Source organism: Pseudomonas sp. 34 E 7 (assembly GCF_900005715.1).
Classification (GTDB): domain Bacteria; phylum Pseudomonadota; class Gammaproteobacteria; order Pseudomonadales; family Pseudomonadaceae; genus Aquipseudomonas; species Aquipseudomonas orientalis_A.
The window spans coordinates 22,451-39,744 of record NZ_CVTX01000107.1 but is presented as its reverse complement, the minus strand read 5'-3'; the positions used below and the strand labels follow the sequence as shown (position 1 = coordinate 39,744).

Annotated in this window: 15 protein-coding genes; all 15 read right to left on the bottom strand. The window is 61.2% G+C overall.

Going from position 1 to position 17,294, the window contains the following annotated elements:
* Positions 1 to 6: 6 nt before the first annotated feature.
* The 15 genes from nuoI to mnmA all read right to left on the bottom strand — a co-directional run bounded on the left by nuoI (position 7) and on the right by mnmA (position 17,239).
* Positions 7 to 555 carry an NADH-quinone oxidoreductase subunit NuoI gene (gene nuoI, locus BFP96_RS08990; RefSeq protein WP_003174725.1) on the bottom strand — a complete coding sequence of 183 codons (549 nt, stop codon included), beginning with the start codon at positions 553 to 555 and terminating at the stop codon, positions 7 to 9.
* 11 nt (positions 556 to 566) lie between these two features.
* Positions 567 to 1,574, bottom strand: coding sequence for an NADH-quinone oxidoreductase subunit NuoH (gene nuoH / locus BFP96_RS08985; protein WP_003192116.1), 1,008 nt, complete (start codon positions 1,572 to 1,574; stop codon positions 567 to 569).
* Positions 1,571 to 4,285: an NADH-quinone oxidoreductase subunit NuoG gene (nuoG, locus tag BFP96_RS08980; protein ID WP_065894937.1), complete on the bottom strand. Its 2,715-nt coding sequence runs from the start codon at positions 4,283 to 4,285 to the stop codon at positions 1,571 to 1,573. The genes nuoH and nuoG overlap by 4 nt, the downstream gene beginning before the upstream one ends.
* Before the next feature lie 136 nt (positions 4,286 to 4,421).
* On the bottom strand, positions 4,422 to 5,780 hold the full coding sequence (gene nuoF, locus BFP96_RS08975; RefSeq protein ID WP_057024316.1) for an NADH-quinone oxidoreductase subunit NuoF: 1,359 nt from the start codon (positions 5,778 to 5,780) through the stop codon (positions 4,422 to 4,424).
* Positions 5,777 to 6,274 (bottom strand): NADH-quinone oxidoreductase subunit NuoE, encoded by a 498-nt coding sequence (nuoE, locus tag BFP96_RS08970; RefSeq protein WP_003232080.1) that lies wholly within the window; start codon positions 6,272 to 6,274, stop codon positions 5,777 to 5,779. The genes nuoF and nuoE overlap by 4 nt, the downstream gene beginning before the upstream one ends.
* Positions 6,275 to 6,276: 2 nt before the next feature.
* Positions 6,277 to 8,061 (bottom strand): NADH-quinone oxidoreductase subunit C/D, encoded by a 1,785-nt coding sequence (gene nuoC, locus BFP96_RS08965; protein ID WP_065936049.1) that lies wholly within the window; start codon positions 8,059 to 8,061, stop codon positions 6,277 to 6,279.
* Between the two features lie 72 nt (positions 8,062 to 8,133).
* Positions 8,134 to 8,808 (bottom strand): NuoB/complex I 20 kDa subunit family protein, encoded by a 675-nt coding sequence (locus BFP96_RS08960; protein ID WP_003174719.1) that lies wholly within the window; start codon positions 8,806 to 8,808, stop codon positions 8,134 to 8,136.
* A gap of 10 nt (positions 8,809 to 8,818) precedes the next feature.
* Positions 8,819 to 9,232: an NADH-quinone oxidoreductase subunit A gene (locus BFP96_RS08955; RefSeq protein WP_003192109.1), complete on the bottom strand. Its 414-nt coding sequence runs from the start codon at positions 9,230 to 9,232 to the stop codon at positions 8,819 to 8,821.
* Between the two features lie 639 nt (positions 9,233 to 9,871).
* A complete protein-coding gene (gene aceA, locus BFP96_RS08950) occupies positions 9,872 to 11,197 on the bottom strand; it encodes an isocitrate lyase (protein WP_025858968.1) in 1,326 nt (441 codons plus the stop codon).
* 177 nt (positions 11,198 to 11,374) lie between these two features.
* Positions 11,375 to 12,112 (bottom strand): secretin N-terminal domain-containing protein, encoded by a 738-nt coding sequence (locus BFP96_RS08945; protein ID WP_065936048.1) that lies wholly within the window; start codon positions 12,110 to 12,112, stop codon positions 11,375 to 11,377.
* Positions 12,113 to 12,332: 220 nt separating this feature from the next.
* The gene (locus tag BFP96_RS08940) at positions 12,333 to 12,755 is read right to left on the bottom strand and encodes a GNAT family N-acetyltransferase (RefSeq protein WP_065884955.1); all 423 of its coding nucleotides are present in this window, start codon (positions 12,753 to 12,755) and stop codon (positions 12,333 to 12,335) included.
* On the bottom strand, positions 12,748 to 13,914 hold the full coding sequence (locus BFP96_RS08935) for a ribosomal protein uL16 3-hydroxylase (protein WP_065884956.1): 1,167 nt from the start codon (positions 13,912 to 13,914) through the stop codon (positions 12,748 to 12,750). Before BFP96_RS08935 ends, BFP96_RS08940 begins: the two co-directional genes overlap by 8 nt.
* Positions 13,915 to 13,998: 84 nt before the next feature.
* Positions 13,999 to 15,369: an adenylosuccinate lyase gene (gene purB, locus BFP96_RS08930; protein WP_065894939.1), complete on the bottom strand. Its 1,371-nt coding sequence runs from the start codon at positions 15,367 to 15,369 to the stop codon at positions 13,999 to 14,001.
* 125 nt (positions 15,370 to 15,494) lie between these two features.
* Positions 15,495 to 16,118 carry a high frequency lysogenization protein HflD gene (hflD, locus tag BFP96_RS08925; RefSeq protein ID WP_017137510.1) on the bottom strand — a complete coding sequence of 208 codons (624 nt, stop codon included), beginning with the start codon at positions 16,116 to 16,118 and terminating at the stop codon, positions 15,495 to 15,497.
* On the bottom strand, positions 16,115 to 17,239 hold the full coding sequence (gene mnmA / locus BFP96_RS08920; RefSeq protein WP_065936047.1) for a tRNA 2-thiouridine(34) synthase MnmA: 1,125 nt from the start codon (positions 17,237 to 17,239) through the stop codon (positions 16,115 to 16,117). Before mnmA ends, hflD begins: the two co-directional genes overlap by 4 nt.
* Positions 17,240 to 17,294: the final 55 nt, after the last annotated feature.

Genomic DNA, 17,294 nt, shown 5'->3' with positions numbered 1-17,294 from the left:
TCTTCCTTAAGGCAGCAAGCTCTTCACGTTGATCGGCTCGGCTTCGTTTTGTGCGGCGCCTTTTGGCTTACCGGCAACGGCCATACCTGCAACACGATAGAAGTTGTAATCAGGGTTTTTACCGGGACCAGAGATCAGCAGATCTTCTTTCTCGTACACCAGGTCCTGACGTTTGAACTCGGCCATCTCGAAATCCGGTGTGAGCTGGATCGCGGTGGTCGGGCAAGCTTCCTCGCACAGGCCGCAGAAAATGCAGCGCGAGAAGTTGATGCGGAAGAAGTCCGGGTACCAGCGACCGTCTTCGGTTTCAGCTTTCTGCAGGGAGATGCAACCTACCGGGCACGCCACGGCGCACAGGTTGCAGGCTACGCAACGCTCTTCGCCATCGGGGTCGCGGGTCAGAACGATGCGGCCGCGATAGCGCGGCGGCAGGTACACCGCCTCTTCCGGGTATTGCAGGGTGTCGCGTTTGCGAAAGCCGTGACCGAACACCATCACCAGGCTTCGCAACTGGGTACCGGTACCCTTAACGATGTCGCCAATATATTTGAACATGGGTCAAATCCTCACTGAACCGCGGCAGCCGGCGTGTTCAACAACACGACGGCAGCCGTCACCAGCAAATTGATCAGGGTCAGCGGCAGGCAGAATCTCCAGCTGAAATCCATCACCTGGTCATAGCGCGGGCGCGGAATCGAGGCGCGCAGCAGGATGAACAGCATGATGAAGAACGCGGTCTTCAGGAAGAACCAGAAGAAGGCCAACTGCGGCAGGATGCCGAACGGGCCGTGCCAGCCGCCGAAGAACAGCGTGACCAGCAGGGCCGAGATCAAGATGATGCCGATGTACTCACCGACGAAGAACATGCCCCACTTCATGCCGGCATATTCAATGTGGTAACCGTCGGCCAGTTCCTGTTCCGCTTCCGGCTGGTCGAAGGGGTGACGGTGAGTCACGGCCACGCCCGCGATGAAGAAGGTACAGAAGCCAAAGAACTGCGGAATGATGAACCACAGGTTCTGCGCCTGGTACTCGACGATGTCGCGCATGTTGAACGAGCCAACCTGCACCACGATGCCCATCAGTGCCAACCCCATGAACACTTCATAGGAGACGGTTTGCGCCGAGGCACGCAGGCTGCCGAGCAGGGCGAACTTGTTGTTACTTGCCCAGCCGGCGAACAGCACCGCATACACCGACAAACCGGCCATGGCGAAGAAGAACAGCAGGCCAATGTTCAGGTCCGCCACGCCCCAGGTCGGGGTGATCGGGATGATCGCGAAAGCGATCAGCAAGGCGCTCATGGCCACGACCGGCGCCAGGGTGAAGATCACCTTGTCGGCGAACGGCGGGGTCCAGTCTTCCTTGAAGAACATTTTCAGCATGTCGGCGGCGATCTGGAACATGCCGAACGGGCCGACGCGGTTCGGACCGTAACGGTCCTGCCACCAGCCCAGCAGGCGACGTTCGACGAAGCTGAGCAGGGCGCCCGCGACGACCACGGCCAACAGGATCACGATGGCCTTGACCACCGAGATGATCACGTCGATCACTTCAGGAGTGAACCAAGTCATTGCGCTGCCTCCTGCAGACCGTCAACGGTGTGGCCAAAGATCGCTGGAGGAATCCCGGCGAGGCCTTTTGGCAGTGCAACCAGGCCGGCGCCCAGCTCGTCGTTGATGCGCAGCGGCAGACGCAGGGTCTGGCCGGCCACGCTCAGGCTGAGCAGGGCACCGTCGTTGACGCCCAGGCGGTCGGCTTCGGACTTGGCCAGCGACACGTAGGCTGCGGGGATACGTTCTTGAACCGGCGCGGCCTTGGAAGAGGTCTCTTCGCTGCCGAACAGGTGGAAGAACGGCACGACCTGCCAGGTGCCCGGCGCCGGGTTGAACGGACGCGGTACCGCCGCGAACCAGTTCAGCGCATCGCCGCTGCTTTCGATCAGGCGGGTGCCCGGGTCGCCCGCGCGGATGTGACCACCGACTTCGTCCTGGAACTTGTTCCAGGCCTGCGGCGAGTTCCAGCCCGGCGACCAGGCAAACGGCACCTGCTGACGCGGTTCGGCCGAACCCGAGTAACCTTCCATGGAGAAGGCGAACGCGGTGTCGATGTCTTGCGGTGTACGCGGCTCATGCACGCTGATGTCGGCGCGCATGGCGGTGCGCCCGGAGTAGCGCAGCGGTTCACGCGCCAGTTTCAGGCCCTTGATGCGGAACGAAGCGGACGGTGCGGCATCGACAATCCGCGCAAGTTGCGGTGTGCTTGCAGCGGTCGCGGCGGTGACGTGGTCGAGCTGGGTCCAGTCGATCGGCTGGTTCAGCAGGGTCGCGCGCAGGGCATGCAGCCAGCGCCAGCCTTCATGGACCAGGATGCTGGCGTCCATGTACTTCGGATCGAACACCTGGAAGAAACGCTGGGCGCGGCCTTCCTGGCTGACCAGGGTGCCGTCGCCTTCGGCGAAGGTCGCCGCCGGCAATACCAGGTGGGCACGCTCGCTGGTGGCGGTCTTCTGGTGGTCGGCGACGATCAGCACCTGGGCGGCGTTGAGCGCAGCGTCAACCTTGGCCGCAGCGGTGCGGGTGTACAGGTCGTTTTCCAGCACGACGATGGCGTCGGCATTGCCGTCGATCACCGCTTGCAGCGCGGCATCCACGGACTCGCCGCCGAGCATGGCCAGGCCGAGGCTGTTGGCTTCCGGCACGACCAAACTTATGGAGCCGTTCTTGTCGCGCAGTTTCAGGGCCTTGGCGATGTTGGCGGCGGCTTCGATCAGCGCCTTGGAACCCAACGAGGTACCGGCAATGATCAAGGGGCGCTTGGCTGCCAGCAGGGCGTCGGCAATACGCTGAGCCAACTCGACAGCTTCAGCGTCCAGGCCTTCAACGGCCGGCGCGCTGGCGTCGAGGGCATGGGCCACGGCGAAACCGAGGCGGGCCAGGTCGTCCGGTGCTGCGTGGACGCATTCTTCGGCGATATCGTCGAGCTTGGTTTCAGCCAGGGATGCGATAAACAGAGGATTGAGTGCGTGCTGGCCGATGTTTTTCACCGCCGCGTCAAGCCACGGCTGTACGCGCATGGCGTCGGCCATTTCCTCGGCCTTGCCTTTGACCGACTGGCGCAGCGACAACGCGATACGCGCAGCGGTCTGGGTCAGGTCTTCACCGAGCACGAAAATGGCGTCGTGGTCTTCGATGTCGCGCATGTTCGGAACGGGGAGCGGGCTGTCGTTCAGCACTTGCAGGACCAGGCGGATGCGCTCCAGTTCACCGGCTTCGATACCGCTGTAGAAGTGCTCGGCACCGACCAGCTCGCGCAACGCGAAGTTGCTTTCGAGGCTGGCGCGGGGTGAACCGATACCGACGATATTACGCCCGCGCAACAGGTCGGCGGCTTTATCCAGCGCCGCGTCCAGGCTCAGCTTGGCGCCATCGGCCAGCAGCGGCTGGCGTGGGCGGTCTTCGCGGTTGACGTAGCCATAGCCGAAACGGCCACGGTCGCACAAAAAGTACTGGTTGACCGAACCGTTGAAGCGGTTTTCGATACGACGCAGTTCGCCGTAGCGCTCGCCCGGGGAGATGTTGCAACCGCTGGAGCAGCCATGGCAGATGCTCGGGGCGAACTGCATGTCCCACTTGCGGTTGTAGCGCTCGGAGTGAGTCTTGTCGGTGAACACACCGGTCGGGCAGACCTCGGTGAGGTTGCCGGAGAACTCGCTTTCAAGCACGCCGTCTTCAACGCGACCGAAGTACACGTTGTCGTGGGCGCCGAATACGCCGAGGTCAGTGCCGCCGGCGTAGTCTTTATAGAAGCGCACGCAGCGATAGCAGGCGATGCAGCGGTTCATTTCGTGGGAAATGAACGGGCCGAGGTCCTGGTTCTGGTGGGTGCGCTTGGTGAAGCGATAACGGCGCTCGTTGTGGCCGGTCATCACCGTCATGTCTTGCAGGTGGCAATGACCGCCTTCCTCACAGACCGGGCAGTCGTGGGGGTGGTTGGTCATCAGCCATTCGACCACGCTGGCGCGGAACGCCTTGGATTCTTCATCGTCGATGGAGATCCAGGTGTTGTCGGTGGCTGGGGTCATGCAGGACATGACGATACGACCACGGGTGTCGTTCTCGTCGGTGTATTGCTTGACCGCACACTGGCGACAGGCACCGACGCTACCAAGCGCGGGGTGCCAGCAGAAATACGGGATGTCGAGGCCGAGTGACAGACATGCCTGTAACAGGTTGTCCGCCCCATCGACTTCGAGCGCTTTGCCGTCTACGTGGATAGTGGCCATGGTTCAAAGTTCTTCGTTGGCCCGTTGTCAGCGGGCGTGGCTAATGGAATCTTGTTATTCATGTGCATCAACACAGCCATCAAGGCGTCCGCACATGAGAAAAGCGAAGGGCACGGACCCTTCGCTTCTTTAAGCTCTACGCACCGACCATGGTCGGTGATACCACCTGAGTGAGTTCACCCGCGCGGGTTGGCGCGATGCCGGCCTCGAATTCAGGGCGGAAGTATTTGATTGCGCTGCCCAATGGCTCCACTGCGCCCGGTGCGTGAGCACAGAAGGTCTTGCCTGGGCCGAGGAAACCGACCAGCCCGAGCAGGGTTTCGATATCACCCTCGCGGCCTTCGCCGTTTTCCAGGGCCATCAGCAGCTTGACGCTCCACGGCAGACCGTCGCGGCAAGGGGTGCAGAAGCCGCAGGATTCACGGGCAAAGAACTGCTCCATGTTGCGCAGCAGCGAGACCATGTTCACCGTGTTGTCCACCGCCATCGCCAGGCCGGTGCCCATCCGGGTGCCCACCTTGCCGATGCCGCCGGCATACATCTGTGCGTCGAGGTGCTCGGGCAGCAGGAAACCGGTGCCGGCGCCGCCTGGCTGCCAGGCTTTCAAGGTGTAGCCGTCGCGCATGCCGCCGGCGTAGTCCTCGAACAGCTCGCGCGCGGTCACGCCGAATGGCAGTTCCCACAGGCCCGGGTTCTTGACCTTGCCGGAGAAGCCCATGAGCTTGGTGCCCATGTCTTCACTGCCTTCACGGGCCAACGATTTGTACCAGTCCACGCCGTCGGCGATGATCGCCGGCACGTTGCACAGGGTCTCGACGTTGTTCACGCAGGTCGGCTTGCCCCACACGCCCACGGCGGCAGGGAAGGGCGGCTTGGAACGCGGGTTGGCGCGGCGGCCTTCGAGGGAGTTGATCAGTGCGGTTTCTTCACCGCAGATATAACGCCCGGCGCCGGTGTGCACGAACAGCTCAAAGTCGAAACCCGAGCCCAGGATGTTCTTGCCCAGCAGGCCCGCCGCCTTGGCTTCGGCCACGGCACGGTTGAGGTGCTTGGCGGCGGTGGTGTACTCGCCGCGCAGGAAGATATAACCCCGATAGGTTTTCAGCGCGCGGGCGCTGATCAGCATGCCTTCGATCAGCAGATGGGGCAGTTGCTCCATCAGCATGCGGTCTTTCCAGGTGTTGGGCTCCATTTCATCCGCGTTGCACAACAGGTAGCGGATGTTGATGGATTCGTCCTTGGGCATCAGGCCCCACTTAACACCCGTGGGGAAGCCTGCACCGCCGCGGCCTTTAAGGCCGGCGTCTTTCACTGTCTGGACGATATCGTCCTGGGCCATGTCGGCGAAGGCCTTGCGCGCGGCGGCGTAGCCGTTCTTGGCCTGGTATTCGTCAAGCCATACCGGCTCACCGTCATCACGCAGGCGCCAGGTCAGCGGGTGGGTCTCGGCCGAACGCTTGATCAGGTTGGCCGGGCCGAAGGAAGTCAGGGTCATGGGTAGCCCTCGAGCAATTGGGTCACGCCAGCAGGCTGTACGTCACCGAATGTGTCGTCGTCGATCATCAACGCCGGCGCCTTGTCGCAGTTGCCCAGGCAGCACACCGGCAGCAGCGTGAAGCGGCCGTCGGCGGTGGTCTGGCCGAGGCCGATGCCCAGTTTGGCCTGGATCTCGCTGACCACGGACTCGTGGCCACCGATGTAGCAAACCATGCTGTCGCACACGCGAATGATGTGGCGGCCCACCGGCTGGCGGAAGATCTGGCTGTAGAACGTGGCCACGCCTTCAACGTCGCTGGCGGGAATGCCGAGGATCTCGCCGATGGCGTAGAGTGCGCCGTCCGGCACCCAGCCACGTTCCTTCTGGACGATCTTCAAGGCTTCGATCGACGCCGCGCGCGGGTCTTCGTAGTGATGCAGCTCGTGCTCGATGGCCGAGCGCTCGGTTTCACTCAGGGTGAAACGGTCTGTCTGGATAAGCGTGCTGTTCATGCTTAGCGGTCCACGTCGGCCATAACGAAATCGATACTACCCAGGTACGCAATCAAGTCCGCGACCATCTCGCCTTTGATCACCGAAGGGATCTGCTGCAAGTGCGGGAAGCTTGGGGTACGAATCCGGGTGCGGTAGCTCATGGTGCCGCCATCGCTCGTCAGGTAATAACTGTTGATGCCCTTGGTCGCTTCAATCATCTGGAAGGACTCGTTGGCCGGCATCACCGGGCCCCACGAGACTTGCAGGAAGTGCGTGATCAGGGTTTCGATGTGCTGCAGCGTGCGCTCTTTGGGCGGCGGCGTGGTCAGCGGGTGATCCGCCTTGTACGGGCCTGCCGGCATGTTGCGCATGCATTGCTCGATGATCTTCAGGCTCTGGCGCATTTCTTCGACGCGCACGATGCAACGGTCGTAGGCATCGCCATTGGCCGCCAGCGGCACTTCGAACTCGAAGTTCTGGTAGCCGGAGTACGGGCGCGCCTTGCGCAGGTCGAAGTCGCAACCGGTGGAACGCAGGCCGGCACCGGTGACGCCCCATTCCAGGGCCTCTTTGGTGTTGTATTGCGCGACGCCGATGGTACGGCCCTTGAGGATGCTGTTATCCAGGGCGGCCTTCTGGTACTCGTCCAGACGCTTGGGCATCCAGTCGATGAATTCCTTGACCAGGCGCTCCCAGCCGTTCGGCAGGTCGTGGGCCACACCGCCGATGCGGTACCAGGCCGGGTGCAGGCGGAAACCGGTGACGGCTTCGATGACCTTGTAGGCGCGCTGGCGGTCGGTGAAGGTAAAGAACACCGGGGTCATGGCGCCGACGTCCTGGATGTAGGTACCCAGGAACAGCAGGTGGCTGGTGATGCGGAAGAACTCGGCCATCATGATGCGGATGGTGTCGACGCGGTCCGGCACTTTGATACCGGCCAGCTTCTCGACCGAGAGCACGTACGGCAGGTTGTTCATCACGCCGCCGAGGTAGTCGATACGGTCGGTGTAGGGGATGAAGCTGTGCCAGGACTGTCGCTCGGCCATCTTCTCGGCGCCACGGTGGTGGTAGCCGATGTCCGGGACGCAGTCGACGATTTCCTCGCCATCCAGTTGCAGGATGATCCGGAAGGCACCGTGGGCCGAAGGGTGGTTCGGGCCCAGGTTGAGGAACATGTAGTCCTCGTTGGTGCCGGAACGCTTCATGCCCCAGTCTTCCGGACGGAAGCGCGCGGCCTCTTCTTCAAGCTGCTGCTTGGCGAGGGTCAGGCTGAACGGGTCGAATTCGGTGGCGCGGGCAGGGTAGTCCTTGCGCAGCGGGTGACCTTCCCAGGTCGGCGGCATCATGATGCGCGTCAGGTGCGGGTGGCCCGGGAAATCGATACCGAACATGTCCCACACTTCACGCTCGTACCAGCTGGCGTTCGGCCAGATACCGGTCACGGTCGGGACGCTCAGGTCGCTCTCGCTCAGCGCGACCTTGATCATCACGTCACTGTTACGTTCCAGCGACATCAAGTGGTAGAACACGGTGAAATCGGCGCCGCTCGGCAAGCCCTGGCGCTTGGTGCGCAGACGCTCGTCCACGCCATGCAGGTCATAGAGCATGACGTACGGCTTGGGCAGGTTGCGCAGGAAGCTCAGGACTTCGACGAGCCTGGCACGCGCCACCCACAGCACCGGCATACCGGTGCGTGTGGCCTGGGCGGTGAAGGCGTTAGGGCCAAAACGGTTATTGAGTTCGACAACCACATCCTGGTCGTCTGCCTTGTAAGGCGGGATATACAGAGCACTGCCTGTAGTCATGGTTTTTTATCGCTTTCGGTCAACGTAAAGAATGAAGCCAGGTTTTCGTTCTATAAAAAGAAGCGGGCTGGATCAGACTTCGTCGGGGCTGCGCAGGTTGGTGACTGCGATTCGCTGTTCGCGGCGCTGTTCCTTTTGGGACGGCATCTCGGCGCGGTACACGCCTTGATCGCCGACGACCCAGGACAGCGGGCGACGCTCCTTGCCAATCGATTCCTGCAACAGCATCAAGCCTTGCAGGAATGCTTCGGGACGGGGCGGGCAGCCAGGCACGTAGACGTCCACGGGCAGGAACTTGTCCACCCCTTGAACGACGGAGTAGATGTCGTACATGCCACCGGAGTTGGCGCACGAACCCATGGAGATCACCCATTTCGGTTCGAGCATTTGCTCATAGAGACGCTGGATGATCGGCGCCATCTTGATAAAGCAGGTACCGGCGATAACCATGAAATCCGCCTGGCGCGGCGATGCCCGGATAACCTCGGCGCCAAAGCGCGCGATGTCGTGGGGCGCCGTGAAGGCGGTGGTCATTTCCACGTAGCAGCACGAAAGGCCGAAGTTGTACGGCCACAGGGAGTTCTTACGCCCCCAGTTGACCGCGCCACTCAGCACGTCTTCCAGCTTGCCCATGTAGATGTTTTTGTGGACTTGGTCTTCTAACGGGTCGGAAACGGTTTCCCGTTCGCCGATGGGGTACTGCTCGTTAGGAGCATCCGGGTCGATCCTGGTGAGATTGTATTGCATCGCCAAAGCCTCATTGTTTCAGCTTCGCTTGCCGCTTGCGACGAGCTTCCGGAGCCCAGTCAAGGGCGCCCACTCGGAACAGGTAGACAAGACCTGCCAACAGAATTGCTATGAAAACGAGAGCTTCGACGAATCCGGTCCAGCCGCTTTCGCGGACGGACACAGACCAGGCAAAGAGAAAGAGGGCTTCGATATCGAAGATCACGAAGAGCATCGCGACCAGATAGAATTTGGCTGAGAGCCGCAAGCGGGCGCCACCTGTAGGTAGCATGCCGGACTCGAACGGTTCGTTTTTGCTGCGACCCCAGGCTTTTGACCCGAGGAGGCTGGAGACGCCGAGCATGAAGGCGCAAAGCCCCACAACACCGAGGAGGAAAATGGCAAAGCCCCAGTTGTGGGCCATGAGTCCTGTCGCGTCGGTCATGCTGGAAATCCTTAACAGAGAGCAAAGGTCTCTGAGCTCGAAAAAGTCACGATGCAGTGACGATATGTCGCACTGCAATCAATCGCGGTGATTTTATGGCTAAACACCGGGCAAGTAAAATTCCTGTGGCGAAATTATTCGGCGGAATAAGCACATAGTGCACCTTTATAGGGCTGTAGCCCTTGCAGGGCGGGCATTAGCGGGCTTTTTATCAAATGTGTTTTGTTTAAGTGGTAACGAAGTTTTCTCATTCCAAATGATAATGAATATTGTTTGCGTGGGGTTTAAGCGAATGTTTCTCGTGTAGCGGGGTAAGTTGCCGTTACTTGGTTGAGTGTCGCTTAGTTATGGGTGCGCATCTTTTAACTGATTTGATCCGGGCGGACACCGCTCTGGATCAATGTTTTTTGCAAAATCCCTTGTGGGAGGGGGCTTGCCCCCGATTGCCGGGTGTCAGTCAGCACATCGGTTGCTGGCCCACCGCTATCGGGGGCAAGCCCCCTCCCACATTTTGATCTGCGTTGTTCCAGCGGCATTTTTTACGCGCAAAAAAACGCCCCGAACCAGTCGGGGCGTGATGGCTGTGCGGCACTGCGGTTAGGTCTTCCCTGGGGCCGCAGTGGCCGTGTACTCAGTCACTCAGTGGAACTGCTCTTCCTCGGTCGAACCGGTCAGCGCGGTCACGGACGAGGTGCCGCCCTGGATCACGGTGGTCATGTCGTCGAAGTAGCCGGTACCCACTTCCTGTTGGTGCGCCACGAAGGTGTAGCCTTTGGCGGCGTCAGCGAATTCCTGCTCCTGCAGTTTCACGTAGGCGGTCATGTCGTTGCGGGCGTAGTCGTGCGCCAGGTTGAACATGCTGTGCCACATGTTGTGAATGCCGGCCAGGGTGATGAACTGGTGCTTGTAGCCCATGGCGGACAGTTCACGCTGGAACTTGGCGATGGTCGCGTCGTCCAGGTTCTTCTTCCAGTTGAAGGAAGGCGAGCAGTTGTAGGACAGCAGTTGGTCCGGGTATTCCTTCTTGATCGCTTCGGCGAAGCGACGCGCTTCGTCCAGGTCCGGCTTGGCGGTTTCGCACCAGATCAGGTCGGCGTACGGCGCGTAGGCCAGGCCACGGGCGATTGCCTGGTCGAGACCGGCGCGCACTTTATAGAAACCTTCCTGGGTGCGTTCGCCGGTGACGAATGGCTGGTCGTACGGGTCGCAGTCCGAAGTCAGCAGGTCAGCGGCGTTGGCATCGGTGCGCGCCAGGATGATGGTTGGCGTACCGGCAACGTCAGCGGCCAAACGGGCGGCGGTCAATTTCTGTACGGCTTCCTGGGTCGGAACCAGCACTTTGCCGCCCATGTGGCCGCATTTTTTCACCGAGGCCAACTGGTCTTCGAAGTGCACGCCGGCGGCGCCCGCCTCGATCATGCTCTTCATCAGCTCGTAGGCGTTGAGTACGCCGCCGAAACCGGCTTCGGCGTCGGCCACGATAGGCGCGAAGTAGTCGATGTAGCCTTCATCGCCCGGACCTTTACCGGCTTTCCACTGGATCTGGTCGGCACGACGGAACGAGTTGTTGATGCGCTTGACCACGGTCGGCACGGAGTCCACCGGGTACAGCGATTGGTCGGGGTACATGGATTCAGCGGAGTTGTTGTCCGCGGCCACTTGCCAGCCGGACAGGTAGATCGCCTGGATACCGGCTTTTACCTGCTGCACTGCCTGGCCGCCAGTAAGGGCGCCCATGCAGTTGACGAAATCTTTGTCGGGACGGAAGGACGGCTTGGCACCCTGGGTGACCAGGTTCCACAGCTTCTCGGCGCCGAGTTTTGCAAAGGTGTGCTCAGGTTGGACCGAGCCACGCAGGCGGACGACGTCAGCAGCGGAATAAGCGCGGGTCACGCCTTTCCAGCGTGGGTTTTCAGCCCAGTCTTTTTCAAGGGCTGCAATTTGCTGTTCGCGTGTCAGTGCCATGTAGTTAAACCTCGTCGTCGCGTCTTGTAGGGTTCGAAGGCCCTTCCCAGGGCCCTTGATTAGCGGGAGCGAGGCCATCATGCACAGCCTTTTTGGGGTCGTCAAATGTTTTGTAGTGCTTTTTTTATGGCACTACATATTTAGTCTAATACGACTCGCCAGTCAGTTTTTGGTGCTTCAGTTCAGCGTGTCGACCTTGACCCGCACCGTCAGGTCATCGCGGCCCTGAGTAGCGTAGCTGCGGGTTGTAGAGGATTTATCGGCCTGGGTCTCACGGTTGATGCCGGCCAGGGAAATCCATTCGCCCAGGCGGCCGCTGACAGTTGTGTCGGTACTTTGTACGTTCACTACATCGGGACGTTCCTGGCTCATGCGGTCACGGTTGGTACTGATGGCCAGGTGAACGGTCTCGCCGGTGACGCTGGCGGTCACGTAGAAACCCTGGGTGACGTTGCGATACTGGGTCTGGTTCTGCAGGCGACCGTAGCTGTCCTGCTGGGTGGTGGTCAGCGGTACGCTTTGGCCGACCTGGATCAGCGCGGGCACGCCTTCGCTGGCCTGGACCTGCTGGATGCCGCCGTCGCGGCTGGTGGTGCCGTAGCTGATGATACGGGTCTGGCTGTCGCCGCTGGTCTGCTGGTTGTTTTCATTGGTGTCGACGGTGATCAGCAGGCGCTTGGCCGGGGTGTCGAGTTGAGCGAGCAGGGTGCGCAGGCCTTCGATCTTTGTCGGCGCCGCGTTGACGATGAGCTGATTGCCATAGGCACTCACGGTGCCATCCTTGCCGATAAAGTTCTGCGCCACGGGCAGCAGGTCGGCGCTGGTGCGGTTGCTCAGGTTGACCACTTCGGTGTCGGCCATGGCCGATGCGCTGGCAGCCAGGAGGAGGGCGGTGAGCAGGGTGCGTAGGGACATGTCCGTTATCTCTGCAATTCATTTGGCTTGGATAGTGCCAGTTTGTCGGCCCGTCGGGTCGCAAGTTGAATCGTAGACGGCAAAATGCCCTGGCAAGGCAGGGCATTTTGTGGTGTTGCTGAAATAGCTATCGGGGGCAAGCCCCCTCCCACATTTTGACCGAGTACATCTTCAAGTGTGGGAGGGGGCTTGCCCCCGATAGCCGCGACGCGGTCCCGGATCAGTCCCCGCGCACCATATCCACATGCGGAATCCCGACTTCAAGAAACTCATCACTGACAATCTTGAAGCCCAGCCGCTCGTAGAACGGCGCGGCATACACCTGTGCACTGAGGAATTGCCGGCTCTGGCCGCGCTTCTCGGCCACGCCGATCACCGCTTCCATCAGCTTGTCGCCAACCTTCAGCCCGCGCCAGTCCTTGAGTACCGACACGCGGCCGATCTCGCCGCTGGGCAGCAGCCGCGCGGTGCCAATCGGGAAATCACCTTCGAACGCCAGAAAGTGCATTGCGCCAGCGTCGTCCGCGTCCCATTCCAGCTCGGGTGGAACCGATTGTTCAGCGATGAATACCGCTTCACGAATGCGCCGAATCTCGTCGATATCCTTTCGCCAGTCCGCGACACTTACGTGAATCCTATTCATCCGCAAACCCCAGGCTGCCTTGCTTGACCAGTTCGCACAGCAGGTCGCGGCCGTCTTCGTCGGCCAGCCAGGCGCCGAGGTTCTCGCTGTGCAGGGCGTCTGCCGAGCACACCAGTTTCAACAGTTCGCGCAGTTTGCCCGGCAGGTAACGGCTCTGGCCGCTGGCGAACAGCAACACGTCGTCGTCCACTTCCGACCAGGCCAGGCGCGCACTCGGGTTGCGCACCAGGATCGCGCCGTCTTGCAGGCTGCTGATGAAGTCGTCCTCGCCCAGCTCTTCGCCTGCCACCAGCTCCGGGTAGCGCGGTTCGGTCATGAACTGGCCGAACCAGGTCAGCAGCATGCGCTCGTCGCTCATGTGCTCGGCCAGCAGGCTCTTGAGGCGATCCAGCGCATCGCTCTGAATCTGATGCGGGTCGCTGACCGGCTGGGCGTCGGCATCGGTGTAGCGCTCTTCGTCGGTCAGGTATTGGCTGAGGAAGTCGGTGAAGTGGGTCAGCACCTCGGCGGCGCTCGGCGCACGGAAGCCTACCGAGTAGGTCATGCAGTCGTCTTCGGCAATGCCGAAATGCGCCAGGCGCGGCGGCAGGTAGAGCATGTCGCCCGGTTCGAGGACCCATTCGGCGCTTTCTTCGAATTCGGCGAGGATGCGCAGGTCGGCGTGCTGCAGCAGTGGGCTTTCAGAATTGCACATCTGGCCGATTTTCCAGTTGCGCTTGCCCTGGGCTTGCAGCAGGAACACATCGTAGTTATCGAAGTGCGGGCCGACACTGCCACCCGGCGCGGCGAAGCTGATCATCACATCATCGATGCGCCAGCTGGGCAGGAAGCGAAAGTGCTCGAGCAGCTCGGCGACTTCCGGCACGAACTGATCCACCGCCTGTACCAGCAGGGTCCATTCACGCTCGGGCAGGGTGCTGAAGGCGTCTTCGGCGAACGGGCCGCGACGCAGCTCCCACGGACGTTCGCCGTGTTCGATCACCAGGCGCGACTCGACTTCTTCTTCCAGGGCCAGGCCGGCCAGTTCGTCGGCGTCGATCGGGCTTTCGAAGTCGGGGATGGCCTGGCGGATCAGCAGCGGTTTCTTCTGCCAGTAGTCGCGCAGGAATTCCCGTGCCGTGATGCCGCCCAGTAGTTGAAGAGGGATATCAGGATTCATGTGTAACCTATTGAAAAAAAGCACTTTTAAGACAGGAATAAAAACGCCCGGCGCGGCCGGGCGTCTCAAAGGGTCGTGCGATGATCAGATGCGCTTGGCTTGCTCTACAGCGTTACCGATGTAGTTGGCCGGGGTGAGCAGTTTCAGCTCGGCCTTGGCGGCAGCTGGCATGTCCAGGCCGTCGATGAAAGTTTGCAGCGCATCGGAGGTGATGCCCTTGCCGCGCGTCAACTCTTTGAGCTTCTCGTAAGGGTTTTCGATGTTGTAGCGGCGCATCACGGTCTGGATCGGCTCAGCCAGGACTTCCCAGCAGGCATCCAGGTCAGCGGCGATTTTCTGCTCGTTGAGCTCCAGCTTGCTGATGCCCTTGAGGCTGGCTTCATACGCGATCACGCTGTGGGCAAAGCCCACGCCGAGGTTGCGCAGTACGGTGGAGTCGGTCAGGTCGCGCTGCCAGCGCGAGATCGGCAACTTGCTGGCCAGGTGCTGGAACAGGGCGTTGGCGATGCCGAGGTTGCCTTCGGAGTTTTCGAAGTCGATCGGGTTGACCTTGTGCGGCATGGTCGACGAACCGATTTCACCGGCAATGGTGCGCTGCTTGAAGTAGCCCAGGGAGATGTAGCCCCAGATATCGCGATCGAAGTCGATCAGGATAGTGTTGAAGCGTGCGATCGCGTCGAACAGCTCGGCGATGTAGTCGTGGGGTTCGATCTGCGTGGTGTAGGGGTTGAAGCCCAGGCCCAGCTCGTCTTCGATGAAGGCGCGGGCGTTGGCTTCCCAGTCGATCTCGGGGTAGGCCGACAGGTGTGCGTTGTAGTTGCCCACGGCGCCGTTGATCTTGCCCAGCAGCGGCACGGCGGCGACTTGCGCGATCTGGCGCTCCAGGCGGTACACCACGTTGGCCAGTTCCTTGCCCAGGGTGGTCGGCGATGCCGGCTGGCCGTGGGTGCGCGAGAGCATCGGCACGGCGGCGAAGCGGATCGCCAGTTCGCGGATCGCTTCGGCGGTCTGGCGCATCAGCGGCAGCATTACGTCATCACGGCCTTCGCGCAGCATCAGGGCGTGGGACAGGTTGTTGATGTCCTCGCTGGTGCAGGCAAAGTGGATGAACTCGCTGACCTGGGCCAGTTCCGGCAGCTTGGCCGCTTGCTCTTTGAGCAGGTACTCGATGGCTTTGACGTCGTGGTTGGTGGTGCGCTCGATCTCTTTCACACGCTCGGCGTGCTCCAGGGAGAAGTTTTCCGCCAGGGTATTCAAGGCAGCGTTGGCCTCGGCGGAAAACGCCGGCACTTCGCTGATGGCGGGGTGAGCGGCCAGGCGCTGGAGCCAGCGCACTTCAACCAGGACACGAGCACGGATCAAACCGTATTCGCTGAAAATAGGGCGCAGGGCCTGGGTTTTGCCGGCGTAGCGGCCGTCAACAGGGGAAACCGCAGTGAGCGAAGAAAGCTGCATGGGGTGTTCTCGGACAGTCGGGCAACGAAATGGGGCGCGTATCATACATGAAAAAATTCGCCGGTCCGTCGCCAACTGACCGGCGTATTACGCGTAACAGCGTGAAAAAGGTTTGCTGGTGCGACTTATTCGTTGCGCATCAACGGGTAAAGCTCTTTGAGCAATTTGCGTCGGCTGATCACCAACTGCCAACGATGACCGCCCAACTGGCGCCACAACCGCGCCGAACGAATCCCCGCCAGGAGCAGGGCGCGGATTTTCGAGGCGTTGTTTGGTTGCTGCAGGTTGCGCATGTCGCCGTGCACCTGGATGCGCTGGCGCAAGGTGCTCAAGGTGTCCTGATACAGCGCGCCACAGGCTGCGATCACGTTTTCGTGGGCCGGGCCAAAATGTTCAACCTGGGATTGGATCTGCGGCAGGCGTTTGCCGATGGTTTCGAGCAGGTCGTCGCGCTTGGCCAACTGGCGCTCGAGGCCGAGCATCGACAGGGCGTAGCGCAAGGGTTCGCGCTGCAGGGTGCTGGGGTCGCGTTCCAGGGCGCCGATCAAGGCCCGGTAACCTTCACGCAAGGCCAGGTCGTCGCCGCCGTAGACTTCCAGGGTGTCCTTGGGGTCGCGGATCAACAGGCTGCCGAGCATGCAGGTCAGGCCTGCCTCGGTGACCTGGCCGGTCTTGGCGATCTTGTCCACCAGTACCGCAGCCAGAAATACACCGCCAAGGGCCGTCAATTGCTCTTGGGTCGGGCTCATGCCGGGTTGCTCCAGGCTTGCGCGACTTCGATGACGCCGCCGCCCAGGCAGATTTCGCCGTCATAGAACACCACGGATTGGCCTGGAGTGACCGCGCGTTGCGGGTCATCGAAGGTGGCGCGGTAACCCGTGGCGGTTTTTTCCAGGGTGCACGGCTGGTCGCTCTGGCGATAGCGTACTTTGGCGGTCAGCCGGCGCGGGGTGCTCAGGTCAATCGGGTTGACCCAATAGATGTCCGAAGCAAGCAGGGCGCCTGAGAACAGCAGCGGGTGTTCGTTGCCCTGGCCGACGATCAGCACGTTGTTTTCCAGGTCCTTGACCAGCACGTACCACGGCTCTTCACCGGCGTCTTTCAAGCCGCCGATGCCCAGGCCCTGACGCTGGCCGATGGTGTGGTACATCAGGCCGTGGTGACGGCCGATCACTTCGCCGTCGGTGGTTTTGATTTCGCCCGGTTGTGCCGGCAGGTATTGCTTGAGGAAATCACTGAAGCGGCGTTCGCCGATAAAGCAGATGCCGGTAGAGTCTTTCTTCTTGGCGGTGGCCAGGCCGTGTTTCTCGGCGATCCTGCGCACTTCGGGCTTTTCCAGCTCACCGACCGGGAACAGGGTCTTGGCGATCTGTTCACCGCCGACGGCGTGCAGGAAGTAGCTCTGGTCCTTGTTCGGGTCCAGGCCCTTGAGCAGTTCGGTACGGCCATCGATATCGCGGCGGCGTACGTAGTGGCCAGTGGCGATCAGGTCGGCGCCCAGCATCATGGCGTAGTCGAGGAACGCCTTGAACTTGATCTCGCGGTTGCACAGGATGTCCGGGTTCGGCGTACGGCCGGCCTTGTATTCGGCCAGGAAGTGCTCGAACACGTTGTCCCAGTATTCGGCGGCGAAGTTGGCGGTGTGCAGCTTGATACCGATCTTGTCGCACACGGCCTGGGCGTCCGCCAGGTCGTCCATGGCGGTGCAATATTCCGTTCCATCGTCTTCTTCCCAGTTCTTCATGAACAGGCCTTCCACCTCATAACCCTGCTCCATGAGCAGAACGGCGGAAACGGAAGAATCCACGCCGCCGGACATGCCGACGATGACGCGCTTCTTTTGTGTGTCAGAAGGGGCTGGATCACGCATAGGGTTTCAACGGGTGTCTTGAAAAAGGACGCGATTCTAGCAGGCCTGGGCCCGC